This is a genomic window from Streptomyces sp. PCS3-D2 (assembly GCF_000612545.2).
In the GTDB taxonomy this organism is placed as follows: domain Bacteria; phylum Actinomycetota; class Actinomycetes; order Streptomycetales; family Streptomycetaceae; genus Streptomyces.
Genome location: NZ_CP097800.1, coordinates 2,531,246 through 2,555,407 on the forward strand (window position 1 = coordinate 2,531,246; position 24,162 = coordinate 2,555,407).

Sequence of the window (24,162 nt, forward strand, 5' to 3'; positions counted from 1 at the left end):
TTTCAAACCACTCATTGAGGGAACGTCCCCGCCGCGAAACCGGGCTGACCAGGACAGATAGCTGTGGCATGCTCGCCCGCGTGATTCATGACCCAGATGGCGGATGGTCCTTCGCGACCGCACGGGAGGCAGCCAGCTTCGGTGCCGGCGAGCTGACAAGCGTTCCCGGCGTCGAACATGCGATGGCCGAGAGCGGGACGCTCTGCGGCATTCCGGAGCACCAGGTCACCCGCTATATGCATCTCTTTGAACCAGCAGAACCGCAGGCGTGTCCGGAATGCCGCCAGCGGGCCGAAGCGGCTCCGACAAAGCCGTGTGCTCAAGAGCGACTTCACGACAGGCTCCAGGCCGCCGACCCGGGACAGGGCCGCGACGACCTACTCGCCGCCTTGCGCAGAGGGGTGAAAGTGGGCCTATGGCTCCGCGGTCCCGCCGCAACCCTGGCCAGACACTACGCAGACCTCGACTCGCTGACCGAGGGGGCCGAGCCCGCCATCGAGGCCTTCAACACCACCACGAACCTCGGCCTGGCACGCGTCGAAGACGGCGCCTGGCGCTTCATTGCTGTGCTACCCGAGGACGACGGCCGCCCGCTCGTCGCGCGTGGGCCCCGCACTCTCAGCTGACAACGCTCAAGGCCCGCGAGGTCGGCGCCCCCTTGGGGAAACGTGACCGCATGGGTGGGGAATTACCTGACGCGAAACCAGTCACCGCTGGGGAAAACGCTGACCGTCGACAGCAAGGGGTTCTGGCAGCTGCTTGACGTCGTTCCGAAGCTGCGCCATTCGACCGTCACTCTCATCACGAACGCGGCAGCGCACACGCGGGAACAGCTCGACCGCATCGTGGACAGCGGCATTTCGTCCATCCGGGTCAGCATGGACGGCACGCGGGAGACGTTCGCCGCCGTACGGCTCATGGACGTGTTCGACACCGTCGTGGAGAACTCGATCTACCTCCGCGACCGTGTGCGCAGTTTCAAGGTGCTGACCACGGTCATGAAGACCAACCAGCACAACGTGTTCGACCTCGCGCACTACCTGCGAGCCCACGGCTTCCGGCGCCAGGACCTCATCCTGGTCCGGGCGCACGGCCGCGGTGGCCGCAACCGTCTACTCCTGACAGAGGAGGAGACCATGGCGGTCCACCGTATGGTGACCGAGTTCAAGCGGGACGTGCCGGCCACGGACTTCGACCTGAACCTCAACGCGCCCTACTTGGTCCCGGGCGAGAAGCTGCGTCCCTTCCAGGACGTCGTCATGTTCCCCTACCTGGTGCGCGACAGCAGCATCGCGATCTCCGCCACAGGCGACGTGACCATGAGCCGCCTCTACAGTGCCGCGCCCTTGGGGAACACCAAGGATGCTCCCGTGCAAGAGATCTGGACGCAGGGGCAGCTGCAGCTCGTCCAGGAGCAGGAGGAGTTCACCGAGGAGCGTCTGCGCGAGATCTTCTGGGACTTCGCGACCGGTGACGGACCGGACGGTCCCCCGCTCACCTCGCTGCTGGACCGGCAGATCTTCGAAGGCGCGGAGGTGAGGTAGGCCTTGTCCAGGGAGGCCCTCATACGCCTGTACGACCTCACGCCGTCCCAGCCTCTGCTCGACGCTCTGAGCTCTGCCACCGCATCGCCCGATATCGCTCGTGTCGTTCCCCGGTTCAAAGGGGCCGCTGGGCCGCGAGCCCAGTCCTTGGTCGAACTGCACCGGGAAGGGACGCTTCTGGGCCGGTGTGGCATCAACCTCAAGGGCCCGGGCACAGTCGGCGCCTGCGAGGTGGCCGCCGTCGTCGCCCCGGCGGAGCGGGCGGGCATGCACTGGCTTCTCGTCCATGTCGCACTCGAGCGGCTTCAGTGGCTGGGGTATGCCTACGCGATGACGGAAGTCAGCGAATACGCGGACCACTTCCCGTCGGTGCTGCGGCAGGCGGCGTGGTGGATTCCCGATTCCAGCGAACGCAAGAGCGCGGCGGCGCGGGACGACAAGAGCCTTGAATGGGCGGATCTCTTCATCGACTTCCGGACCTGGACGCCGAGTTCCACTCCCACGTCTCTTACGGTCAACGGCCGAGACCTGTGGGTGCGCCGTCCCGAAGCGAGTGAGGAGCTGCTGATTGTCGACTGGCTCAGAGAGACCTTCGGTGGAGGCTGGGCGAGCGAGATCCACCGGTCGTTCTCACGGGATCCGATCTCGTCTGTGATCGTGGTCGACCGGAACAAGGAACTGCCGCCCAAGGACCGCTTGCTCGGCTTCCTTGCCTACGACACTGCGCGGCTCGGGATGCTGTCTGCGATTGCGCTCGTGCCCGAGGCACGCGGTCGCGATCTGTCCTTGGCGACAGCGCTCATCGAGGAGTGTCTGCGCGAAGCGCGAGCCAGCGGCATGACCTATGCCGTGCTGGGAGGCGTAGGCAACGCCCGCTTGGCGGCTCTTCGCACATTCAGTGCTTTATGGACCATTCCTGGCTCGTGCCCGGGAATCTTCGGGAGGGGTGTTCGGAACTAATGGAGATCATCTTCACTGTCTCCGATCAGGTATGGGGCGGCAAACACCGCTACATGCACGACATGGCGCTCGGGCTGGCGCAGGCAGGCCATGCGGTCACCGTACTCGCGGAGGAGGGTGGAGCCATGCTTGAGCAGTGCCGTGCCGCCGGGGTGACGACCGTGAGTGTGCCGGCGTTCGCCAGCGACGACGCGGCCGAGGCGGTTTGCAGGGCGCTGCGGCATCGTCGTCCTCATATCGTGTGTGTCTCCGGCCGCGCGGACGCCGCCGCGGTCCACCACGCCCAGTCGCAGGGCGCGACTGATGCCGCCGTGTGCCTCTTCCGGCACTCGGCGTTCCCTTTGGGAACCACCGACGAGGTGCGCGACCTGTTCACCGGCGTGAACCTGGTCTTCACCACGTCACGGGAACAGCGTCAACGCCAGTTCGAGCCGCTGATCAACGCCGGTGTCTTGAAGGACGAACAGGTCGAGATACTCACCAGTGGCGTCGGGGAGCCTCTGCTCGCGGCTCTGGACGCCGCCGACCGCGGCGCCGGTCGAAAGGAACTCGGAGCCGAATCAGACCAGTTCGTCTTCCTCGTGCTGGCCCGCCTGGCCTGGGAGAAGGGCATCGACCAGGTGATCGACGCCTTCGCTGACCTGGAGCTGCCGCCGGACGCCGCGCCCCCGCTGCTGGTGGTCGCGGGTGAGGGGCCGCTGGAGGCAGAACTACGAGGCCAGACCATCGAACGGGGTGTCGCCGAACGGGTCCGATTCCTCGGCCACCAGGATCACGTCGCCCCGGTAATCAAGGCCAGTGACGCCGTGGTCCTCACCAGCACGGTTCCCGAGACCGGCCCGCTCGCGCTCAAGGAGGCCATGGCCGCCGGCCGCCCCGTCATCGCCTCTGTCCAGGGCGGCATCCCGGAGTTCGTCGAGGACGAGCGGCACGGTCTGCTGGTCATCGACGACGAGGACCTGCGGCAGGCGATGCAGCGGCTCCTGAGCGACCGCGAAGCCGCCGAGACCATGGGAGCCGCCGGATCCGAGTCGGTTCGCGGCGGACATCGTGCAGTACGACGCGTGGAGTACCTCGCCCACCGTCTCGATCTCCTGGCCCTGGAACAGCTCACCCCGGAGACGGTCCTTCACGAAGTGGTGTGGGACGACGTACGGCTGCGTGAAGAGACACAAGGCGGCTTCGTCTTCGTGCCGCGTACATCGCACATCATGGAACTGGACAGCGCTACGTACGCTGTCGTGCGCACCGCGGTCGAAGCCGGTGACCCACTCCAGTTGACCAAGCTCCCCGAAGAGACGCTAGGTGTGCTTGCACACCGGCTCTACGCCATGGGCGCGCTGGTCCGGCAGGATGGTCAGGCGACGCCTGCGGCCCGCACCGCGGACGGCGAACGACCGGTTACGGAGCCCACGTGAAGGTCCTTGTCATCGCCGCACACCCGGATGACGAGGTTCTCGGTGCCGGGGCCACGGTGTCGGCATTGAGCCAGCAGGGCGCGGTGGTCCAGATCCACATCCTCGCCGAGGGTATCTCGCTGCGGCATTCGGGGGTAAAGATCGAGGAGGCGCGGGATCGCTGCCGGGTGGCGGCCAGGGAGCTCGGTGCGGCCGAGGTGTCGTTCGGCGGTCTGGCGGCCGACGGACGCCTCCTGGCCGACCTCCCCCAGCGACAGGTCGTCGATGCGGTTAGCCACGCCCTGCGTGAGGCACAGCCCGAAGTGGTCTTCACTCACCACCCTGGCGACATCCACGCGGACCACCGCAGCGTCGCCCATGCAGTGGGGTACGGCACCCGCATCCTCGGGTCCGGCTCCGTTCGGCAGGTGCTGCACTTCGAGGTCCTGTCTTCCACGGAACAGCAATCGGGCCTGGTGGCGCCGTTCACCCCCAACCTGTTCTACGACGTCACCGGGCACGTCGAAGCCAAGTGCCGGGCACTTGCCGCCTACCCGTACGAGCTGTACGACCCGCCCCACCCTCGCTCCCTGGCGGCCGTTCGGACGCTGGCTTCATACCGGGGGACGCAGGTGGGAGTGGAAGCGGCTGAGGCATTCATGATCGGACGAGAACTACGCGGCCCCATGGCAGCGGTTCCCAGTGGAGTTGATGTGCGATGAGAGTGCTCGTGACTGGGGGTGCCGGGTATGTGGGCTCCTTCACCGTACGGCGCCTCCTTGCGGCCGGCCACGACGTCGTGGTTGTCGACAACCTCAGCACGGGCCGCCGCGAAACAGTCCGTGGCTGCCACCTGCGCGTGGTGGACATCCTCGATATCGCCGGCATGGGCACGGTCTTCGAGGAGTTCCTCCCTGAGGCCGTGATCCACTTCGCGGCCCTGAAGTCCTCTGAAGAGTCGCTGCGTGACATCAACACGTACTTCTCCGTCAACCTGACGGGGACGCAGAACGTGCTCGCCCTGTGCGCACGCACCGGTGTGGAGCGCTTCGTCTTCTCCTCCTCGTGCGCCGTGTACGGCACCCCGCAAATCTGCCCGGTGGATGAGACCGCGCCCGTACGGCCCGAAAGTCCGTACGGAGAGACGAAGTACCTGTGCGAGCGCGTCATCGCCTCCTACGCGCAGGCCACCAGGATGCGCTACGCCAACCTGCGGTACTTCAACGCGGCAGGTGCAGCCGACGACGCTTCCCTGGGAGAGTACGCCGGCCCGGCAGCAACCCAACTCCTCCCGGTGGCCGTACGCGCAACCCTGGGCCTGGCGCCCACCCTACGGATCTTCGGCAACGACTACCCGACGACCGACGGGACGGCTCTGCGCGACTACATCCACGTCGAGGATCTCGCCCAGGCCCACGTGCGGGTCCTGGAGGGCCTGCAAGAGGGCAGTCAGTGCGGGCCGGTGAACCTGGGCCGCGGCCAGCCCGTCAGCGTGCGCGAGCTGATCGATGTCTTGCACGACGTCTCCGGGAAGGAGACCCCGGTTGCCATGGCGCCCCGCCGTCCAGGGGACCCAGGTCTGTCCTGGGCCGATCCGAGTCTGGCGCTGAGCCGATTCGGCTGGCGAGCAGAACGCGACCTTGACCTCATCGTTCGCACGGCGTGGAACTGGCACACCAGTACCCCCGCGTCGCTGGAGTGACATGCACCTCTACCTACTGCGCCACGCCGAGGACCGTTCCGGAAAGTTCGACCCGCACCAGGATCGCCTGACCGAGCGAGGACGCCGACAGGCGCAGGCTGCGGCTCATTGGCTGGCTGAGCAGCGTCCCACAGAGCTTCGCACCAGTGTGCTTCCCCGCGCCCGGCAGACCGCCGACATCGTCGCGGCGCACACCGGCCTTGCCGCACGGGAGGATCCGCGCCTCAACGAGATCGTCTGGTCGCCGGTCGCGGGTGAGCTTCTGCCGAACCCGCGGGAGGACCGGCTCCATCCGCCGCCGCCGGGGGCGGAGTCATGGCATGTGTTCATGACGCGGGTCGCCACATGCATGAGCGAGCTGTGTCATCAGGCGTCGGAGGACCAGCGGATTGTGTTGGTCACCCACAGTGGCTTCTTCGACGCTGTCAATGAACTGCTGTGTGGCGGGACCGGCAGGGTAGAGCTGCTGGTTGCGCACGCTGGAATCACACACTGGCAGTACCGTCCCGGAGACTCGGGTGGTGCCTGGCTTCTGCACCAACACAATGTCACCTTCGCCCCACAGACCCTGATGGATCACGGATCCCTGAGCACAGCGGAGTTGAGCACATGAGCGGGCGGCGCAGGCGTATGGTCGTCATCTGTGTCGACGGCGGGCTTCCCGGGATCATCCGCGAGCACGACTTCTTCAATCTGAGCCGGGCCATGCCGACACTTCCCGGCACTGCCGTGCACGAGCTGCACAGCATCTACCCCTCGTCCACAGCGCCCTCCCACGCGTCCTTTCTTACCGGGACGTACCCGAGCGGGCACGGGATCGTGGGGAACCGCTTCTGGGAGCGGGAGAGTGTTGCGGAGATCCGCCGGCGCTCGGACGATCCGCTTTCATCGTTTCACCCCTACGAGGAAAGCTCGCTCACCGCACCGAGCCTGCTCGACTGGTTTGCCCGGCAAGGGGCGTCGGCCGCCGCCGTCCACTTCCCGCAGACCTTCTCCCGCAACGCCCAGCTCGCGATCCCCAGCTGCTACTGAGGTTCCCCCGCTGTACGGGTGTGGCTGACTAGCTGGTCAGAGCGGGTTGACGTGGTTTCAGGTTCACTTGTTCGGTCGTTGCCTGGTTGGTGTAGTGCTTCTCCTCGTACTCGATGGGGCTGAGGTAGCCGAGCCGTTTCTGGATGCGGCGGGGGTTGTAGAAGCCGTCGATGTACTCGAAGAGCGCGAGGTTCGCCTCGGCACGTGTGGCGAAGACGCGGCTGCGGATGCATTCGGTCTTGATGACCATCCACAGGTTCTCCGCGAGGGCGTTGTCGTACGAGTCGCCGACCGAGCCCATGGACGCCTGGATGCCGGCCCTGACCAGGCGTGTTGTGAGCTTCACGGACGTGTATTGACAGCCGTGGTCGGCGTGATGGACGAGCTCGCCGGGGGCGGGCTCGCGGCTGGCGAGGGCGTATTCCAGCGAGGTGAGGACCAGGTCGGCGTCGGCGCGGGCGGAGGTTTCCCAGGCCACGACCCGGCGGGAGAACGCGTCGCGGATCGCGGACAGCCACAGCGGCCCCTCCCCGGTGGGGATCATGGTCAGGTCGGTGACCCACAGCCGGTTCGGCCCGTCGGCGGTGAAGTCGCGTCTGACCAGGTCGGGTGCGAGGTCGGAGTCCGGGTCGCGGCGGGTGAAGCCTTTGGACTTGCGGGGGCTGATCCCTGCCAGGCCGGCTTCCCGCATGAGCCGTTCGACCCGTTTACGGCCGACGCGAGTGCCCTCGCGTCTGAGGACGGCGTGCACTCGGGGTGAGCCGTAGATGCCGCCGGACTCCTCGTGGACCTGGCGGATCCTGCCCGTCAGCTCCGCGTCCCTGCGGCGTCGCTCGCACGGCTCCTTCACCGCCTGGCGCCAGCGGTAGTAGGTGGAGGAGGGGATGTGCAGTTCCCGGAGTACGGGCTCGACACCGAGATCACCGCGTTCGTCGAGGAACGTCAGTACCTTCGCCGGGTCGTGTCGAGTTCCTGGGCGAAAAAAGCCGAGGCGGCCTTGAGGATCTCGTTCGCCCGCTTGAGCTGGGCATTCTCCTTCCGCAGAGCGGCGAGCTCCTCGCGCTCGGCGGTGGTGAGCAGGTCGCCTCGTTCGCCGGCGTCGGCCTCGGCCTGACGGATCCAGTTACGCAGGGCCTCGTGGTGCACGCCGAGTTCCTCGGCCATGCGGCGGATCACGGGCTTCGGCTCGGCGGTCTGGTACATCCGGACCGCACGCTCACGCAACTCCAGCGGGTACTTTCTCGGGGCAGGCATCGTCTGGGCTCCTCTCATGAGACCCATCTGACCCTCTGTCACCCCACCCCGCATCTCGGGGGAACCTCACTACTGCTTGTACGCCCCCGCCCGGGACCTGGTCGTCGCGCTCGGACCGACCGTTGACGGGGCGGCCGAGGGGGTGGTGCAGCTCTCCTACCTGGGATGCGAGGTGACCTTGTATCTCCGGGTCGATCAGCATACGAACGTGATCACGGTGGGAAGCCACCGAGAGACCGCTGTCGTGGCCGACGGCCTCCGGCCCACGCGGCTGGACATCCCCGTGTCTTCGGGTTCCGTGTCCGTGGCGGTCTCCTGCCGCAGGCTCGACGAAGGCCAGATCGAGGTGCGTCTGGGAACCGCCGTTATCACTCTGGGATTCGGCGGGCTCGATATGCCGGACCGCGCTGGTGAAGGGCCCGCGTCCCTGTACGTCGAATACACCGCCAATCCAGACCACACGTTCCACGAGTCGCCTCGTGCCGAGTGGGTGGAACAGACCGCCCTCGACGTTCTGAAGCAGCATGACCCCGATGTCCTGTTCGTGCGCTTCAACCAGGCTGACCATGCCCAGGAGTTCCTTTACTGGCATGCGGTCCGAGGCACCTCCAGCGAACGAAGTCGCGCATGGCAGCAGATTCTGGACGTCTACGCCCGGATCGATGCCTCCGTGATGCGGCTCGCCCGGGCCGTCGGTGAGCACACGGAGTTCCTCTTCTTCTCCGACCACGGCATCGACTACGTCGAGACCCACCTGCGCCCGAACCACGTGCTGGAGGACCTCGGCCTCGCCGACCGCATGGTCTTCCAAGGTGACAGCAACTGCGCCTACCTGTACGCCGACGCACCTCTGCCGCCGGCGGAGAAGAAGCGCCTCGACCGGGCACTGCGCGCACTCGATCATTCCATCAGCGTGCTCACTCCAGCCGAACAGGACCAGTTGAAGTTGCCGGTAGGCAGCCCGCGGCTGGGCCATCTCACGGTGACCTGCGGCCCGCACACCGAATTCCAGTACAGCAACGCGACACCGAGCGAGAGCGTGGCGTCCGCATCACACGGTTACCTGCCCAGCGACTCAGCCATGAGTGGCTTCTTCCGCTGCTTCGGCCGGGTAGCAGCGCGGCTGGCTCCCCCCAGCGACATCACGGGGGCCTCAGCCGTGGTCCGCAGCATTTGGCGGCAAGCGGCGCGGGAGATGTGATCGTGCCGGAGAACCTTCCTTACGCATATGAGGTCGAGGGCCTGCACAAGCAGTTCGACGGATCCCCTAGGCCGGCCAATGGCGAGATCTCTTTTCACATCAAGCAGGGCGAATTCTTCGGGCTTCTGGGCAGCAACGGTGCGGGAAAGACAACCCTGATCAAGCAGATGATCGGACTGGTGCGACCGGACGGGGGGACGGTGAGACTGCTGGGGCGCGATGTCTTTACCCATCCTCGTTTCACGGCGGCCACGGTTGGCTACATGCCCCAGACTGCCTTCGCCCTGAACAGCCTGACCGTCAAAGAGGCGGTCTACTTCAGTGCACACCTCCGCGGTGTCGCCGCCAAGGCGGCCCGCCGGGAGCGTGACGCCCTGTTGGAATTGCTCGGCCTGACCCACCTGGCCGGCAAGGTCGCCCGACAGCTCTCCGGCGGAGAACGCCGACTACTGCAGATCGCGGTGACCTTGGTCGGATCACCGCCGGTGCTCATCTTGGATGAGCCCACCAACGAGTTGGACCCGTCTCGGCGCCGCCAGGTATGGCAGCTTTTCAGGGAACTGAACCAACGTGATGGTCACACAATAATCCTCATCACCCACAACGCCATCGAAGCGGAACAGGTGATCGAGCGGGTCGGAATCCTCAAGGAAGGTCGGCTCGTCGCGCTGGGCGCTCCGGCCGAGCTGAAGTCCTCGCTCCATTCCCAGGTACGCCTGTCGATCACGCTGGGCGACGCACAAGTGCACGGGCTGCCTGACTATGTCCGGGTGCAGTCCGAGCACCGCGGCAAGGTCGTTGCCCTGGTCGACTCCGCCGATCTGCCGCACCTGACCAAGGACGTGGACCTCACCCAGTTCCCCGAGTTCACAATGCACACAGCGACACTGGAAGACGTGTATGTCAGCTACGCATGACAAAAAGCTCGGACTGAGCTTCCTTGGGCAGGTCTGGGACCTGTTCAGGATTCAGCTCACCAACTGGCGGTGGTCCTGGCCTCAGATGGTGCTAACTGGTGTGCTTGCCCCTTTGGTCAGCATCGCCGCCTTGGGGCTCTTCGCCCGGAACTCTGGCCACGCCGCGACCGAATATGTCCTGACCGGCAGTGTCACCATGGCGATCCTGTTCGAGACTCAAAACAAAATCGCCAGCAACTTCGCGTTCATGCGCGGAAACGGCGCCTTCGAGTACTATGCCGCGCTGCCTGTCCGTCGCGAGGCTCTCATCTTTGCCACACTCGCAGCCTTCTCCATCCTGTCGCTGCCTGCCATCGCGGTCACCCTGCTGCTCGGCTCGGCCCTACTCGACGTCCCGCTCACGTTCTCGCCACTCGCCCCGCTGTGCCTCCTGCTCGCCCTGCTCCCTTCAGCCGGACTGGGGGCCTTCATCGGCAGCAGATCCGGAACCATCGAACAGGCTTCCTCTCTCAGCCTGGCCACCACGCTCCTCATGATGGCCGCAGGCCCGGTGGCAGTCCCACCAGAACTGCTGCCCGACGCACTGATCTGGATCGGCAACCTCAACCCGGCGGTCTACGCGGCCGACAGCCTGCGTCACTCCTTAACGGCACCCGACGCCTCCCGGGCCCTTGCTGACATGGCGATTCTTGCCATCTTCGCCGGCGCGGTGTGGGGCCTGACCAGCACACGTATGCACTGGCGTGCCCGCTATGGGCGCCGCGCCTCGTGACGCAACCATCGATCACTCATCACGAAGGGAAACACATCCATGACCGAGCAACAGTTCCTCGCAGTCCTCGCACCCCTGATCGAGGACATCACCGGGAACGCCTTCTCCCAGGAACAGCTGGACGTCACCTTCGGCGATCTGGACATCGACTCCCTCAACCAGATTGAGATCATCAGCCGTATCGAGGACGAGTTCGACTGCCAGATAGAGGACAGCACCCTGCGGACGATCCGTACGCCCCGCGGGCTGCTGGACCACATTTCGAAGTCCACCAGCCCCGCGTGATCCGAAACCACTCGGGCGACCGGCCTCGGTCACTGGCCTGGTTCGCGTGGTGGGCAGCGGCCCACGCCGGTCTGTTACTCGTCCTCGTCACCTTCCGGTGGGACGAACGGCTGAGCGAGATGCTCTGCGCCTGGAGGAGCAGCAGCGCGTCCAGTGCCCGGCTTCTCGAGGCACTGACCTCATGGGGCAACCCGTGGCCCGTGACCATCATTGCCGCCGGATCCGCGTGCTTCGCGCTGATCCGGCGGAACATCACAGCTGCCGCAGTCCTTTTGGTCATTCCGTACGCCGCCACAGTGAGCTGCAACCTGATCAAGGGATGGGTTGAACGACAGCGTCCGTCCTTGGATTGTGCCTCGATTCAAGCCGACGGCTTCAGTTTCCCCAGCGGACACGCGGTCGGTGTGACGACCGGATTCCTGCTGGCCGCGCTCTACTTCAGTTCCCAGATGCCGCGGGCCGTCTCCGCACTGATGCTGTTCCTTGCTGGGGTGAGCGCCGAACTCGTCGCGTGGAGCAGGGTCCTTCTCGGTGCGCACTTCAGTGTCGATGTGCTCGCTGGGCAACTCTTGGGCGCCGGCTGGCTGGCCGTCGCCGCCCTCGTGCTGCACCGCCAGTCAGTCAGCCGCTTGCAACGCGAGGCCTGTCAAGCAGGGTCGGACTCCCTGGACGAGCCCGTGTCATGATGACGCCGTGCCGTTCAACCACAACGATCATTACCATGACCTGTTACTTCGTGAACTCCCCGAATCATGCCGAAGGGCCCTTGAGGTGGGCTGCGGCACAGGGAGGTTCGCACAAAAACTAGCGGTTCGAGGAATCGAAGTAGATGCCATTGACGTAGATAATCACGTCGTCACCGCCGCACGAGAGAAGAATTCTACTCTCGCTCTCCCCAGGCAGATCCGCTTCCAGCGGGCAGATATCACACGCCTAACCTTGACGCCGGACACGTACGACTACATCGCGTGCTTGGCCAGCATCCATCACGCCCCCTTTGAGACAGTGCAGAAGCTGCGCGCATCGCTCACCGCGAACGGCGTCTTGGTGATCCTCGGCTGCTACCGAGAAGCAACACTATGGGACCACACCGTAAGCCTTCTGGTCGTACCTGTGAACGCTATTTGGCGTGCTGCGGTGTTCTTCCGAGAGAGCTGGTCAGGAAGCCGTGCCGATCGGGGCACGCAGTCTCCTTCAGCACCTGTGGCGCCCCCTTCGATGTCGCTTGCGGAGATCCGAGAAGACAGTGCTGAATATCTTCCAGGCAGGCGGATTCGACGCCTCCTCTTCTGGAGATATCTTCTGGTCTTTCACAACATGAAGGCAGGGCTGGGAAGTGATTAGCAGCCGGACACACATGATCTCTCAGCCACCGAGAAGATACGCCCTGGGGGCCACCTGCGTTACGTTCAACGACGTGGGACGTGTCCTTATTGCGCGCCGCCGCTCCCCGGAACGCTGGGAGCTGCCCGGCGGCTTGGTGGATCCGGGCGAGGCATTCCATGATGCCGCCACTCGCGAGACTTACGAGGAGACCGGGGTCCACGTCAAAGTCCACGGCCTGGTGGGCGTCTACCAGCATCCGAGCCGGGGCATCCTCGCAGGCATCTTCATCGCCACAGCCGTGTCGGGGGAACCTCGCCCAACAGCGGAATCCAGTGCCGCCGAGTGGGCGGACGTGGAGGATGCTCTCACGCGACTGCACCCCCTCTATCGACCGCGCCTTGAAGACGCCCTCACAGCCAGGGCTTCCGTGACGCTCCGCGTCCATGAAGGAACGGAGGTCCTCTCACTCTTCGAGGCCACACACGTCTGACGGAACCGCTCGCCGCCGGGCTGCGATGTCGAGAACCACCTGCGTCTCCTCGGCGGACCTCGCGAGGCCAGGGGTCGGCCGCCAGCCGTTCGACGCAACGCTCTCTGGCCATCGACGGAGTCCACATCTGAAGTGGCAATCAACCCGAAAATGCAAAGTCAACCTGCGCAGATCTGGGCCGCACTGACCAACACGTTTCTTCATCCCGCAGCTCAGAGCCGGATCCCGATGCAGCAACAATCGGGATCGGACACACGGCGGCCTCCCGGGCGGTCCCGGCGGCGGGCGGCAGGCCCCTGCCGTCACCGGCCGGGGCCGGTGGCCACCGGACGGGACGGCGAGGGCAGGCCCCACTCGCTCCAGGAGCCGTCGTACACCGCCAGGTCCCGGTAGCCGGCGAGGTCGGCGCCCAGGGCCAGGACACACGCGGTCACCCCGGAGCCACAGCTGAAGCGGAGGCGTTCGCGGCCGCCCGCGGCCGCCCCGAAGGCCGCGCGCAGTTCCCCGGGCGGGCGCATCAGGCCGTCGGGGCGCTGGAGTTGGCCGAACGGGAGGCTGACGGCGCCCGGCATGTGGCCGCCGCGCAGGCCCGGACGGGGTTCGGGGGCGGTGCCCTCGAAACGCTCGCGGGTACGGGCGTCCAGTACGGCCGAGTCCGGGTCGACCAGGGCCGCGGCGACGGCCTCGGCGTCGATCAGCAGCCCCGGACGGGGCCGGGCGGTGAAGGAGCCGCGCGGGCCCTCGTACCGCGGGCCGGTGGTCTCGACGGGCAGTCCGGCCGCCGTCCAGGCGGGCAGGCCGCCGTCCAGGACGGCGGCCCGGTCGAAGCCCGTGGCGCGCAGCATCCACCAGGCGCGGGCGCTGGAGTAGAGGCCGGCGCCGTCGTAGACGACGACGGTGTCGGTGTCGTGGAGGCCGAGGGAGCGCATCGCCTCGGTGAAGGCGGCGGGGCCGGGCATGGTGTGCGGGACGGGGGCCGCGTGGTCGGAGAGGTGGCCGTCCAGGTCGAAGGGGCGGGCGCCCGGAATGCGACGTCCGGCGGCGCGGTGGACGCCGACGGAGGCGTCGAGGACGACCAGTCCGGGGGCGCCCAGCCGGGCCGCGAGCCAGTCGGCGCCGACCAGCGGTCCCGGGTGCGCGGGCCCGGGCTCGCGGGACCCCGGCCGGCCGGACCGGACAGGTCCGCACCCCGCGCGGTCGGGCTCGGGACGGCCGGGCTCGGGCTCGGGACGGCCGGGCTCGGGCAGGGGACGGCCGGGCTCGGGCAGGGGCATGGGCATGGGCATGGCGGCACCTCCTGGAGGCTCGCGGGCGGTGTCACGGCCCGCCAGCGGTACGACGCGGTCGGCCCCATCCTGCGGCGCGCCCCCGCCGGGCCTTCAACCGCCCCGGGCGGCGGCCCGGGCGGGGAGCCGGCACCCCCTTCCGGCCACGGCACTAGTAGTGCTTGGTCAGGTCCGTATTGGGGTGGGTATGTCGCGGTGACAGGTGGGGCAGGCGCCGTTCCATGTCGCGAGAAGGGTTTGTAGCTCGCGGATGATCCGGTAGAGGGTCAGGCCAGCGCCGTGTCTTTTGGGGCTCTGGCCAGTCGTTGCAGGGTGCAGAAGGCGTGCGCGACGGAGACGAGGGTGACGTGGTGGTGCCAGCCGTTCCAGGTGCGGCCCTCGAAGTGGGCCAGGCCCAGGGCCTGCTTCATCTCGCGGTAGTCGTGTTCGATGCGCCAGCGGAGCTTGGCCAGGCGGACCAGGGTGGTCAGCGGGGTGTCGGCGGGCAGGTCGGAGAGCCAGAACTGGACCGGCTCGGCCTGGCCTGCTGGCCACTCGGCCAGGAGCCAGCACTCCGGCAGTTCCGGTCCGTCAACAGTCTGGCGGACCTCGCGTCCGGCAGGCCGGATCCGCAAGGCCACGAACCGCGAGTACATCCGCTTGAAGCCGCTGCGGCCCGTGCCGGGCCGGGATCCCTCACGCCACTGCACCGGCTTCGCCGCCTTCCGGCCGGCCGCGATGACCAGCTGTTTCACCGACTGCGGCTTGTCGGGGTACTTCGCCACCGGCGGGCGCCCGGTCCCGGAGTACGGCTCGGCGACCGGCACCGCGGGGCCGGGCTGGGCCGAGAGGGTGGTGGAGATGCCCACGACGTAGTTGAGGCCGCGGGCCTGCAGGCCGTGCCGGAAGGCCGCGGCGTCGCCGTATCCGGCGTCCGCAATGGCCAGCGGCACCTCGATGCCCCACGAGCGGGTCTCATCCAGCATGTCCAGGGCCAGCTGCCATTTCTCCACATGCCCGATGTCGTCGGGGATACCGCAGGCGGTGCGGCGGGCGACCTTGTCCGGATCCGCCTTCACCGACCCGGGCGCCCAGGTCTCGGGCAGGAACAGCCGCCAGTCGACCGCCGCCGAGGCATGATCCGAAGCCATGTGCAGGGAGACGCCCACCTGGCAGTTGGTGACCTTGCCCGCGGTGCCGGTGTACTGCCGCGACACACACGCCGAGGCATTGCCGTCCTTGAGGAACCCGGTGTCGTCGAAGACCAGCACGGTGGGCCGGATCGCCCTTTCCATCCTCCAGGCCAGCCGGGCCCGCACATGCGCCGGATCCCACGGACTGGTGGTGATGAAGTGGGCCAGGGCCTGACGGTTCCCGTCCTCGCCCAGCCGGGCGGCCATCGGCTCGACCGACTTGCGCTGCCCGTCGGTCAGCAGCCCACGCAGGTAGACCCGCCCCCACCGACGCTGATCATTCCGCGCGAACGGCTCGAAAACCTCCGCCGCGAAATCCTCCAGATCACACCGCACCGCGGCCAAGTCCTCAGGCGTCACACCCGATCAACGACACAGCCACTCAACTGGACACGCCACCAAAGACTGAACCTGACCAAGCCCTACTAGGCTCCCGCGCAGCCGCCCGGCCGGGCGTAGACGGCGATCCGAGCGCCCCGCACGTCGGTGACCGAGCAGAGGTCGAAGCTTCCGGCCAGCACCTCCCGCTTGGCCTCCTCGCGCGGGTACGGGTCCAGGGGCTGGCCCACCGGGTCCTGCAGGGCGATCACCCGGGGCGAGGCGAGGAGGGCGGCGCGGATGTCTTCCGGGGGCAGCTCGGTGCCCTGGAGGCTGTGCGAGGCGGCCGGGCCGGCGGCGAGGGCGGCGTCGCGCAGGCCCGCGTAGACGTCGGGCGAGGACAGCAGCCACTCGCGCCGGCGGGAGGGCATGAACACCACCGTGTCCCCCGGGCGGGCCCGCTCCCGCACCTCGGCGGCCACCGCGAGGACGTCGTCCTTGCGGCTCTCCGGGGTGCGCAGCCACACCGACCAGACGCCGAACGGCACGAGCAGGGCGCCGGCCAGCACCCACGGCCACCATCCGCGGGCGGCGGCGAGCCGGGCGCCGGCCAGTAGGGCGGGCCCGGCCAGCGCGTAGAGCACGTACCGGTCGACATACCAGGGTTTGACCAGCGAGACCGCCATGAGCAGTCCGGGCGGGAGCAGGACCAGGGGCAGGGCGACCCGTACGAGGTCCTTGGGGGCGCCCCGCGCGAGGAGCAGGGAGGCGGCGCCCACCACGGCGTAAGCGGCCCAGTCCTGCCAGCTCGGCCGGCCGAGCCAGCCGAGCTGCTGCGGCGCCTGGCGCACGCTGACCACGGCGAGCGGCAGCAGCAGGGCCGCGACGGTCGCGGCGCTCCACCGCCATCCGCGCGCGTGGCGGGCGGTGAAGGCGTGGGCGAGCAGCGCCAGCGCGGCGAACTCGTGCAGCCAGCAGCCGATCAGCAGGACGGCGCTGTAGGCGACCCAGCGTTCGCGGAGCATCAGGTACGTGGACCACACCACGGCGGCCGCGACGAGTGCGTACGAGCGGCCCTCCTGCGCGTACGCCTGGACGGGCGGGAGGACGGCGTACACGCAGCCGGCGAGGAGCGCGGCCCGCTCCCCCACGAGCCGGTGCGCGACGGCGGCCACGCCCGCGGCGGCGAGGGCGGTGGCGGCGACGGAGGGCAGCCGCAGTGCCCACAGGCCGCCGTCCCAGACCTGGAACACTCCGTGCATGAGGACGTAGTACAGGCCGTGCACGGCGTCGACCCGGCCGAGGAGATCGAGGATCGCGCCGGGCGCGCGGTGCGCCACCTGCCAGGTGACGGACTCGTCGCGCCACATGCTGCCGCCCCGCTCCAGGCCCCAGAGGCCGAGGGCCGCGGCGAGCAGCGGCGGGAGCGTCCGCCATGGCGCGATGCGTCGGATGGCGGCCTCCTGAAGCTGTCGGATCGAGGGTGCGGACTCCATACTCGGGGGTGGACCCGAGTGTCTGCGGAGGTGGGTGTGCGCGCGTTCCGGGCAGTGGCGGCGGTGCTTCTGGGTGGGGTGGTCCTGGCGGGGTGCGGACCGTCCGATTCCGGTGGTGGCGACGACGCGCCGCCGCAGGGCTCCACGGGGGCGGGCGCGAGCGCCGGCGCGCGTACGAGCACGGGCGCGGCCCCCGACACAGGCGCGAGCCCCGGCGCGAGTGCGGTGCCCGCCCCCGGCGAGACCCTGGTCCGGGTCACCCGCAGCGGGGGCTTCGCGGGCGAGACCCACACGCTCATCGTGAAGGGTGACGGGTCCTGGTCCCGGCTGGACGCGAAGGCGAAGCCGGAAGGCACCGGAAGGCTGTCGGAGCCGGAGCTGGCGGCGCTGCGCACCGCGCTCCGGGAGGCGGACTTCGCCCGTCAGCCCAGGATCGCCACGGGCGGCCCCACGGTCTACGACGGCTTCTTCTACGCCTTCGTGCACGGCGGGTACGAGGTCGCGGGCGACCAGGGGTCCCTGCCGCCGGCCCTGACGAAGGTGGCGGAGGCGCTGCCGCCGTTCACCCGGGACTGAGTTCCCGCGGCGGCCGGACCGGGAGTCCGCGCGGCCGGGCGCACCGCTGCCCGCCCGCCGGAATCCGGTCCCGTGGCGGGGCGCACACCCGGTACAACCCATTCCATTTACTCAGGTCCACCGCATATGCCGTGACCGAACCCCACGTAGCCGCAGGCCGGAGCCTCCTCTACGCTGCACCCCATTCAGCGGGATCTTCAGGGGCGGACATGGAACAGACACACACCACCCACACCGGCGCCGCGGCAACACCCGGTGCCCAGCGGCGTGTGCTCGTCGTCGAGGACGACCGCACCATCGCGGAGGCCATCTCGGCCCGGCTGCGCGCCGAGGGTTTCCAGGTGCAGACGGCCGCCGACGGCCCGGCGGCCGTCGCCGCGGCGGAGAGCTGGCTGCCCGAGCTGCTGGTCCTCGACGTCATGCTGCCCGGCTTCGACGGGCTGGAGGTCTGCCGCCGGGTCCAGGCGCAGCGCCCGGTCCCGGTGCTGATGCTCACCGCCCGGGACGACGAGACCGACCTGCTGGTCGGGCTGGGAGTCGGCGCCGACGACTACATGACGAAGCCCTTCTCCATGCGCGAGCTGGCCGCGCGCGTCCATGTGCTGCTGCGGCGGGTGGAGCGGGCCACGATCGCCGCCCACACCCCGCGCGGCGCCACCCTGCGCCTGGGCGACCTGGAGATCGACCACGCGCAGCGCCGGGTGCGGGTGCAGACCGAGGACGTCCACCTGACCCCGACCGAGTTCGACCTGCTGGTGTGCCTGGCCGGGACTCCGCGGGCGGTGCTGTCCCGGGAGCAGTTGCTGGCCGAGGTCTGGGACTGGGCCGATGCCTCGGGCACCCGGACCGTCGACAGCCACATCAAGGCCCTGCGGCGCAAGATCGGCGCCGAGCGGATCCGTACGGTCCACGGCGTCGGGTACGCCCTGGAGACCCCGGCCCAGCCGTGAACGGCCGGGCCGAGGGACCACCGCGGCGCCGGCGGCACACCGGCGGGCTGCGGCCCTTCTCGCCGTTCTCGATCAAGACCAAGCTCGGCACGCTCGTGGTGGTCTCGGTCTTCATCACCACCGGCCTGCTGCTGGTGGCCCTGCGCACCGACACCGAGCTGCGGTTCATCACCGTCTTCTCGGTGATCGCCTCGATGCTGATCACGCAGTTCGTCGCGCACAGCCTCACGGCGCCGCTGGACGACATGACGACGGTGGCCCGGGCGATATCCCACGGCGACTTCACCCGGCGGGTGCGAGGCGCCGGACGCCGCGACGAGCTGGGCGACCTGGCCTCCACCATCAACCTGATGGCGGACGACCTGGAGGCCGTGGACCGGCACCGCAAGGAACTCGTCGCCAACGTCTCGCACGAGCTGCGCACACCGATCGCCGCGCTGCGCGCGGTGCTGGAGAACGTCGTCGACGGGGTCTCCGCCGCCGACCCGGAGACCATGCGCACCATGCTGAAGCAGACCGAGCGCCTCGGCCGGCTCGTGGAGACCCTGCTGGACCTGTCCCGGGTGGACAACGGGGTGGTGCCACTGCGGGCCCGCCGCTTCGAGGTGTGGCCGTACCTGTCCGGGGTGCTGAAGGAGTCGGGGCTGGCGGCCGCCGGCCGGCCGGGGCTGCTCTCCGGTTCCGGTGGGCACACCCGCAACGACGTCCACCTCCACCTGGACGTCTTCCCGCCCGACCTGTGCGCGTACGCCGACGCCGAGCGGCTGCACCAAGTGGTGGCCAACCTGATCGACAACGCGGTCAAGCACAGCCCGCCGCACGGCCGGGTCACCGTCCGGGCCCGGGCCGGGGAGCCGCCGGACAGCCTGGCGCTGGAGGTCCGCGACGAGGGGCCCGGGATCCCGGAGGCCGAGCGCCACCGGGTCTTCGAGCGGTTCAACCGGGGCAGCGCCCGCAGCGGCGACGGCGGCACCGGTCTGGGCCTGGCGATCGCCCGCTGGGCCGTGGAGCTGCACGGCGGGCGGATCGGGGTGGCCGAATCGTCTCGGGGCTGCCGCATCCTCGTCACGCTTCCGGGCAGCTCATAGGTCCCGTGTTGACGTAGGGTTCGACTGGAAAGGACATGATCTCGGCCACACGTACCCGGGGTCCGTCAGGGGTGCGAAGCCAAGAGGCCGCAACCTGGCTGCCTCCTACCCGAACCAGGCTGGTTTCCCGCCATTCCACGTCACGAAACCCGCCGTTCGATGTGACCTGCATGACGTAAGTCCCGCCCGGCCTGCATGCAGCGGCCGAGGAGGCGTAGCCTTTATTCCCGCTGTCCATACCTTGTGAAGCGGAAGAGGGCGGTTGCCGCCGTGTCGCCACAGTCCCCCAGTAACTCGAGCACCACGACCGAAGCAGCAGAGGGCGGGAAGAACCCTGCCTCAGGCTTCGGCGCGAATGAGTGGCTCGTCGACGAGATCTATCAGCAGTACCTCCAGGACCCGCAGTCGGTCGACCGGGCCTGGTGGGACTTCTTCGCCGACTACAAGCCGGGGGGCGCTGCCGCTCCGGTGACGTCGGCCGGTCCCGACAAGTCCACGCCGACGGACGGCGCCTCCGCACAGGCCGCCACCGCCGTCGCCCGGGCCCCGCAGGTCGCCGACGCCGCCACGGGGGCGGCGGACGCCGCGCCCGCGCGCACGGCGACGCCGACTCCTCCGCCCGTGTCAGCTCCTGCCCCTGCTCCTGCCATCCCCTCTGGTGCCCCTGCTGTGACTGTCACCTCCCAGGCCCCGGCCGCCGCACCGGCCGCGCCCGCCCCCGTAGCGCCTCAGAAGGCCGCGCCCCCCGTTGCGAGCACCGGCTCCACCGGAGCGGCTGGCGCCGCGCCCGCCACCGAGGCCCCCGCGGGCCCCGAGCTGGTGACGCTCCGCGGCCCGGCGGCAGCCGTGGCCAAGAACATGAACGCCTCCCTCGACGTCCCGACGGCCACCTCCGTCCGCGCCGTCCCGGTGAAGCTGCTGTTCGACAACCGCATCGTCATCAACAACCACCTGAAGCGGGCCCGGGGCGGGAAGATCTCCTTCACGCACCTCATCGGCTACGCCATGGTCCAGGCCATCAAGGCCATGCCGTCGATGAACTACTCCTTCGCGGAGAAGGACGGCAAGCCGACCCTGGTCAAGCCCGACCACGTGAACTTCGGCCTCGCCATCGACCTGGTGAAGCCCAACGGCGACCGCCAGCTCGTCGTCGCCGGCATCAAGAAGGCCGAGACCCTCAACTTCTTCGAGTTCTGGCAGGCCTACGAGGACATCGTCCGCCGCGCCCGCGTCGGCAAGCTGACGATGGACGACTTCACCGGCGTGACCTGCTCCCTCACCAACCCCGGCGGCCTGGGCACCGTCCACTCCGTGCCCCGTCTGATGCCCGGACAGTCGGTCATCATGGGCGTCGGTTCCATGGACTACCCCGCCGAGTTCCAGGGCACCTCGCAGGACACCCTGAACAAGCTGGGCATCTCCAAGGTCATGACCCTGACCTCGACCTACGACCACCGGGTCATCCAGGGCGCGGCCTCCGGCGAGTTCCTGCGCATCGTCGCGAACCTGCTCCTCGGCGAGGACGGCTTCTACGACTCCGTCTTCGAGTCGCTGCGGATCCCGTACGAGCCGGTCCGCTGGAACCGCGACATCGACGCCAGCCACGACGACGACGTCACGAAGGCCGCCCGGGTCTTCGAGCTGATCCACTCCTACCGGGTCCGCGGCCACGTCATGGCCGACACCGACCCGCTGGAGTACAAGCAGCGCAAGCACCCCGACCTCGACATCACCGAGCACGGCCTCACCCTGTGGGACCTGGAGCGCGAGTTCGCCGTCGGCGGCTTCTCCGGCAAGTCCATGATGAAGCTGCGCGACATCCTCGGCGTGCTGCGCGACTCGTACTGCCGCACCACCGGCGTCGAGTTCATGCACATCCAGGACCCGAAGCAGCGCCGCTGGATCCAGGACCGCATCGAGCGGCCGCACACCAAGCCGGAGCGCGAGGAGCAGCTGCGCATCCTGCGCCGCCTGAACGCCGCCGAGGCCTTCGAAACCTTCCTGCAGACGAAGTACGTCGGCCAGAAGCGCTTCTCCCTGGAGGGCGGCGAGTCCGTCATCCCGCTGCTCGACGCCGTCATCGACTCGGCCGCCGAGGCCCGGCTCGAAGAAGTCGTCATCGGCATGGCCCACCGCGGCCGCCTGAACGTCCTGGCGAACATCGTCGGCAAGTCGTACGCGCAGATCTTCCGCGAGTTCGAGGGCAACCTCGACCCGAAGTCCATGCACGGCTCCGGCGACGTCAAGTACCACCTCGGCGCCGAGGGCACCTTCACCGGCCTCGACGGCGAGCAGATCAAGGTCTCGCTCGTCGCGAACCCCTCGCACCTGGAGGCGGTCGACCCGGTTCTGGAGGGTGTCGCCCGCGCCAAGCAGGACGTCATCAACAAGGGCGGCACGGACTTCACGGTCCTCCCGCTCGCGCTCCACGGGGACGCGGCCTTCGCCGGCCAGGGTGTCGTCGCCGAGACGCTGAACATGTCGCAGCTGCGCGGCTACCGCACCGGCGGCACCGTGCACGTGGTCATCAACAACCAGGTCGGCTTCACCGCCGCCCCGGAGTCCTCGCGTTCCTCCATGTACGCGACCGACGTGGCCCGCATGATCGAGGCGCCGATCTTCCACGTGAACGGCGACGACCCGGAGGCCGTCGTCCGCGTCGCACGGCTCGCCTTCGAGTTCCGCCAGGCGTTCAACAAGGACGTGGTCATCGACCTCATCTGCTACCGCCGCCGTGGCCACAACGAGTCCGACAACCCGGCCTTCACGCAGCCGCTGATGTACGACCTGATCGACAAGAAGCGCTCGGTGCGCAAGCTCTACACCGAGTCGCTCATCGGTCGCGGCGACATCACCCTGGAAGAGGCCGAGCAGGCGCTCCAGGACTTCCAGGGCCAGCTGGAGAAGGTCTTCGCGGAGGTCCGCGAGGCCGCCACGCAGCCCGCCGTCTCCGCGGCGCCGACGCCGGACCAGGCCGACTTCCCGGTCTCGGTGAACACCGCGATCTCCCAGGACGTCGTCAAGCGGATCGCCGAGTCCCAGGTCTCCATCCCCGAGGGCGTCACCGTCCACCCGCGTCTGCTGCCGCAGCTCCAGCGCCGCGCGGCGATGATCGACGAGGGCACCATCGACTGGGGCATGGGCGAAACCCTCGCCTTCGGCTCGCTGCTGATGGAGGGCACCCCGGTCCGGCTGTCCGGCCAGGACTCCCGCCGCGGCACCTTCGGCCAGCGCCACGCGGTGCTCATCGACCGCGAGACGGGCGAGGACTACACCCCGCTGCTGTATCTCTCGGACGACCAGGCCCGCTACAACGTCTATGACTCGCTGCTCTCCGAGTACGCGGCCATGGGCTTCGAGTACGGCTACTCGCTGGCCCGTCCGGACGCGCTGGTGCTGTGGGAGGCCCAGTTCGGTGACTTCGTCAACGGCGCCCAGACCGTCGTCGACGAGTTCATCTCCTCGGCCGAGCAGAAGTGGGGCCAGACCTCCGGCGTCACCCTCCTGCTCCCCCACGGCTACGAGGGCCAGGGCCCGGACCACTCGTCCGCCCGCCCGGAGCGCTTCCTCCAGCTGTGCGCGCAGAACAACATGACGGTCGCGATGCCGACCCTGCCGTCGAACTACTTCCACCTGCTGCGCTGGCAGGTGCACAACCCGGCCCACAAGCCGCTGGTCGTCTTCACCCCGAAGTCGATGCTCCGCCTGAAGGCCGCGGCGTCGAAGGCGGAGGAGTTCACGAGCGGTTCGTTCCGTCCGGTCATCGGTGACTCCACCGTGGACGCGAACGCGGTCCGCAAGGTCGTCTTCTGCGCCGGCAAGGTCTACTACGACCTGGAGGCCGAGCGCGAGAAGCGCGGCATCACGGACACGGCGATCATCCGCATCGAGCGCCTGTACCCGCTGCCGGGTGCCGAGCTCCAGGCCGAGATCGCCAAGTTCCCGAACGCGGCGAAGTACATCTGGGCCCAGGAGGAGCCGGCGAACCAGGGTGCGTGGCCGTTCATCGCGCTGAACCTGATCGACCACCTCGACCTGGCGGTCGGCGCGGACGTCCCGGCGGGCGAACGCCTGCGGCGCATCTCGCGCCCGCACGGCTCGTCGCCGGCGGTGGGCTCCGCGAAGCGCCACCAGGCGGAGCAGCAGCTCCTGCTGAACGAGGTCTTCGACGCGTAATCCCCGCAGCACCAGGAAGGCCCGGCCCCGCAAGGGGCCGGGCCTTCCGGCATTCCCCGCGCCAAGGCGTCTCCCCCCCTGCGACGAGCGATCCCGTTCACCCGGGCCCGGGTCGCGCCCGCCGTCGCCAGCATGCGCGCCAGGTGCGCCAGGTGCGCCAGGTGCGCCAAGAACGGCGCGCCCACGGTCGACCGCTTCGCGGCCTCCGCCTGCCGGATCG

24 protein-coding genes are annotated in these 24,162 nt (G+C 68.6%); 19 read left to right on the forward strand and 5 right to left on the reverse strand.

Annotation, left to right across the window (positions count from 1 at the left end; genetic code table 11):
* Nucleotides 1–68: 68 nt before the first annotated feature.
* From AW27_RS10350 to AW27_RS10385, 8 genes are read left to right on the forward strand one after another with little or no spacing between them, the layout of a single operon-like run.
* A complete protein-coding gene (locus tag AW27_RS10350) occupies nucleotides 69–626 on the forward strand; it encodes a hypothetical protein (RefSeq protein ID WP_304949854.1) in 558 nt (185 codons plus the stop codon).
* 42 nt (nucleotides 627–668) lie between these two features.
* The gene (locus tag AW27_RS10355) at nucleotides 669–1,544 is read left to right on the forward strand and encodes a radical SAM protein (protein WP_304949855.1); all 876 of its coding nucleotides are present in this window, start codon (nucleotides 669–671) and stop codon (nucleotides 1,542–1,544) included.
* Between the two features lie 3 nt (nucleotides 1,545–1,547).
* Nucleotides 1,548–2,504, forward strand: coding sequence for an N-acetyl-D-glucosaminyl-tunicaminyl-uracil acyltransferase TunC (gene tunC, locus AW27_RS10360; RefSeq protein WP_037919799.1), 957 nt, complete (start codon nucleotides 1,548–1,550; stop codon nucleotides 2,502–2,504).
* Complete coding sequence (locus AW27_RS10365) at nucleotides 2,504–3,922, forward strand: glycosyltransferase family 4 protein (RefSeq protein WP_304949856.1); 1,419 nt, start codon at nucleotides 2,504–2,506, stop codon at nucleotides 3,920–3,922. The genes tunC and AW27_RS10365 overlap by 1 nt, the downstream gene beginning before the upstream one ends.
* Complete coding sequence (locus AW27_RS10370) at nucleotides 3,919–4,623, forward strand: PIG-L deacetylase family protein (protein WP_037919793.1); 705 nt, start codon at nucleotides 3,919–3,921, stop codon at nucleotides 4,621–4,623. Before AW27_RS10365 ends, AW27_RS10370 begins: the two co-directional genes overlap by 4 nt.
* 8 nt (nucleotides 4,624–4,631) lie before the next feature.
* On the forward strand, nucleotides 4,632–5,603 hold the full coding sequence (galE, locus tag AW27_RS10375; protein ID WP_236647574.1) for a UDP-glucose 4-epimerase GalE: 972 nt from the start codon (nucleotides 4,632–4,634) through the stop codon (nucleotides 5,601–5,603).
* Nucleotide 5,604: 1 nt separating this feature from the next.
* A complete protein-coding gene (locus AW27_RS10380; RefSeq protein ID WP_037919788.1) occupies nucleotides 5,605–6,216 on the forward strand; it encodes a histidine phosphatase family protein in 612 nt (203 codons plus the stop codon).
* Nucleotides 6,213–6,635, forward strand: a complete 423-nt coding sequence (locus AW27_RS10385; protein ID WP_304949857.1) for an alkaline phosphatase family protein — start codon at nucleotides 6,213–6,215, stop codon at nucleotides 6,633–6,635. The genes AW27_RS10380 and AW27_RS10385 overlap by 4 nt, the downstream gene beginning before the upstream one ends.
* 28 nt (nucleotides 6,636–6,663) lie before the next feature.
* Here AW27_RS10385 and AW27_RS10390 read toward each other — a convergent pair whose 3' ends face one another.
* Together AW27_RS10390 and AW27_RS10395 are read right to left on the reverse strand one after the other, a co-directional pair.
* Nucleotides 6,664–7,581 (reverse strand): IS3 family transposase, encoded by a 918-nt coding sequence (locus tag AW27_RS10390; RefSeq protein WP_304949957.1) that lies wholly within the window; start codon nucleotides 7,579–7,581, stop codon nucleotides 6,664–6,666.
* Nucleotides 7,578–7,889, reverse strand: coding sequence for a transposase (locus tag AW27_RS10395; protein WP_304949858.1), 312 nt, complete (start codon nucleotides 7,887–7,889; stop codon nucleotides 7,578–7,580). Before AW27_RS10395 ends, AW27_RS10390 begins: the two co-directional genes overlap by 4 nt.
* A 76-nt stretch (nucleotides 7,890–7,965) precedes the next feature.
* Here AW27_RS10395 and AW27_RS10400 point away from each other — a divergent pair, with 76 nt between their 5' ends.
* The 7 genes from AW27_RS10400 to AW27_RS10430 all read left to right on the forward strand — a co-directional run bounded on the left by AW27_RS10400 (nucleotide 7,966) and on the right by AW27_RS10430 (nucleotide 12,880).
* The gene (locus tag AW27_RS10400) at nucleotides 7,966–9,090 is read left to right on the forward strand and encodes an alkaline phosphatase family protein (RefSeq protein ID WP_304949859.1); all 1,125 of its coding nucleotides are present in this window, start codon (nucleotides 7,966–7,968) and stop codon (nucleotides 9,088–9,090) included.
* Between the two features lie 2 nt (nucleotides 9,091–9,092).
* On the forward strand, nucleotides 9,093–10,007 hold the full coding sequence (locus AW27_RS10405; RefSeq protein WP_037920050.1) for an ABC transporter ATP-binding protein: 915 nt from the start codon (nucleotides 9,093–9,095) through the stop codon (nucleotides 10,005–10,007).
* Complete coding sequence (locus tag AW27_RS10410) at nucleotides 9,991–10,779, forward strand: ABC transporter permease (RefSeq protein ID WP_037919781.1); 789 nt, start codon at nucleotides 9,991–9,993, stop codon at nucleotides 10,777–10,779. Before AW27_RS10405 ends, AW27_RS10410 begins: the two co-directional genes overlap by 17 nt.
* A gap of 39 nt (nucleotides 10,780–10,818) precedes the next feature.
* On the forward strand, nucleotides 10,819–11,064 hold the full coding sequence (locus AW27_RS10415; RefSeq protein WP_037919778.1) for an acyl carrier protein: 246 nt from the start codon (nucleotides 10,819–10,821) through the stop codon (nucleotides 11,062–11,064).
* A 200-nt stretch (nucleotides 11,065–11,264) separates the two neighbouring features.
* Nucleotides 11,265–11,750: a phosphatase PAP2 family protein gene (locus AW27_RS10420; RefSeq protein ID WP_157840205.1), complete on the forward strand. Its 486-nt coding sequence runs from the start codon at nucleotides 11,265–11,267 to the stop codon at nucleotides 11,748–11,750.
* A 7-nt stretch (nucleotides 11,751–11,757) separates the two neighbouring features.
* On the forward strand, nucleotides 11,758–12,408 hold the full coding sequence (locus AW27_RS10425; protein WP_078556181.1) for a class I SAM-dependent methyltransferase: 651 nt from the start codon (nucleotides 11,758–11,760) through the stop codon (nucleotides 12,406–12,408).
* 13 nt (nucleotides 12,409–12,421) lie between these two features.
* Entirely contained in the window at nucleotides 12,422–12,880 is a 459-nt protein-coding gene (locus tag AW27_RS10430; protein WP_037919768.1) for an NUDIX hydrolase, read from the forward strand.
* Between the two features lie 302 nt (nucleotides 12,881–13,182).
* Here the strand turns inward: AW27_RS10430 and AW27_RS10435 are convergent, their stop codons facing one another.
* The 3 genes from AW27_RS10435 to AW27_RS10445 form a co-directional block, all read right to left on the reverse strand.
* The gene (locus AW27_RS10435; RefSeq protein ID WP_236647573.1) at nucleotides 13,183–14,166 is read right to left on the reverse strand and encodes a sulfurtransferase; all 984 of its coding nucleotides are present in this window, start codon (nucleotides 14,164–14,166) and stop codon (nucleotides 13,183–13,185) included.
* A gap of 266 nt (nucleotides 14,167–14,432) precedes the next feature.
* Complete coding sequence (locus tag AW27_RS10440) at nucleotides 14,433–15,698, reverse strand: IS701 family transposase (protein WP_304949835.1); 1,266 nt, start codon at nucleotides 15,696–15,698, stop codon at nucleotides 14,433–14,435.
* Between the two features lie 65 nt (nucleotides 15,699–15,763).
* Complete coding sequence (locus tag AW27_RS10445; protein ID WP_063890566.1) at nucleotides 15,764–17,152, reverse strand: glycosyltransferase family 39 protein; 1,389 nt, start codon at nucleotides 17,150–17,152, stop codon at nucleotides 15,764–15,766.
* Between the two features lie 18 nt (nucleotides 17,153–17,170).
* Between AW27_RS10445 and AW27_RS10450 the strand changes: the two genes are divergently transcribed.
* The 4 genes from AW27_RS10450 to AW27_RS10465 all read left to right on the forward strand — a co-directional run bounded on the left by AW27_RS10450 (nucleotide 17,171) and on the right by AW27_RS10465 (nucleotide 23,942).
* The gene (locus AW27_RS10450) at nucleotides 17,171–17,728 is read left to right on the forward strand and encodes a hypothetical protein (protein WP_157840204.1); all 558 of its coding nucleotides are present in this window, start codon (nucleotides 17,171–17,173) and stop codon (nucleotides 17,726–17,728) included.
* 209 nt (nucleotides 17,729–17,937) lie between these two features.
* On the forward strand, nucleotides 17,938–18,678 hold the full coding sequence (locus tag AW27_RS10455) for a response regulator transcription factor (RefSeq protein ID WP_037919764.1): 741 nt from the start codon (nucleotides 17,938–17,940) through the stop codon (nucleotides 18,676–18,678).
* Complete coding sequence (locus tag AW27_RS10460; RefSeq protein ID WP_370466470.1) at nucleotides 18,675–19,766, forward strand: HAMP domain-containing sensor histidine kinase; 1,092 nt, start codon at nucleotides 18,675–18,677, stop codon at nucleotides 19,764–19,766. The genes AW27_RS10455 and AW27_RS10460 overlap by 4 nt, the downstream gene beginning before the upstream one ends.
* A 270-nt stretch (nucleotides 19,767–20,036) precedes the next feature.
* Nucleotides 20,037–23,942: a multifunctional oxoglutarate decarboxylase/oxoglutarate dehydrogenase thiamine pyrophosphate-binding subunit/dihydrolipoyllysine-residue succinyltransferase subunit gene (locus AW27_RS10465; protein ID WP_037920042.1), complete on the forward strand. Its 3,906-nt coding sequence runs from the start codon at nucleotides 20,037–20,039 to the stop codon at nucleotides 23,940–23,942.
* Nucleotides 23,943–24,162 lie beyond the last annotated feature (220 nt).

Bases quoted from the DNA above. Each gene is read 5' to 3' on its own strand.
- AW27_RS10395 (WP_304949858.1), bottom strand. From the start codon at position 7,889: ATGCCTGCCCCGAGAAAGTACCCGCTGGAGTTGCGTGAGCGTGCGGTC.
- AW27_RS10430 (WP_037919768.1), top strand. From the start codon at position 12,422: ATGATCTCTCAGCCACCGAGAAGATACGCCCTGGGGGCCACCTGCGTT.
- AW27_RS10410 (WP_037919781.1), top strand. From the start codon at position 9,991: ATGTCAGCTACGCATGACAAAAAGCTCGGACTGAGCTTCCTTGGGCAG.
- AW27_RS10445 (WP_063890566.1), bottom strand. From the start codon at position 17,152: ATGGAGTCCGCACCCTCGATCCGACAGCTTCAGGAGGCCGCCATCCGA.
- AW27_RS10350 (WP_304949854.1), top strand. From the start codon at position 69: ATGCTCGCCCGCGTGATTCATGACCCAGATGGCGGATGGTCCTTCGCG.
- AW27_RS10435 (WP_236647573.1), bottom strand. From the start codon at position 14,166: ATGCCCATGCCCATGCCCCTGCCCGAGCCCGGCCGTCCCCTGCCCGAG.
- AW27_RS10415 (WP_037919778.1), top strand. From the start codon at position 10,819: ATGACCGAGCAACAGTTCCTCGCAGTCCTCGCACCCCTGATCGAGGAC.
- AW27_RS10385 (WP_304949857.1), top strand. From the start codon at position 6,213: ATGAGCGGGCGGCGCAGGCGTATGGTCGTCATCTGTGTCGACGGCGGG.
- AW27_RS10380 (WP_037919788.1), top strand. From the start codon at position 5,605: ATGCACCTCTACCTACTGCGCCACGCCGAGGACCGTTCCGGAAAGTTC.
- AW27_RS10365 (WP_304949856.1), top strand. From the start codon at position 2,504: ATGGAGATCATCTTCACTGTCTCCGATCAGGTATGGGGCGGCAAACAC.
- AW27_RS10455 (WP_037919764.1), top strand. From the start codon at position 17,938: ATGGAACAGACACACACCACCCACACCGGCGCCGCGGCAACACCCGGT.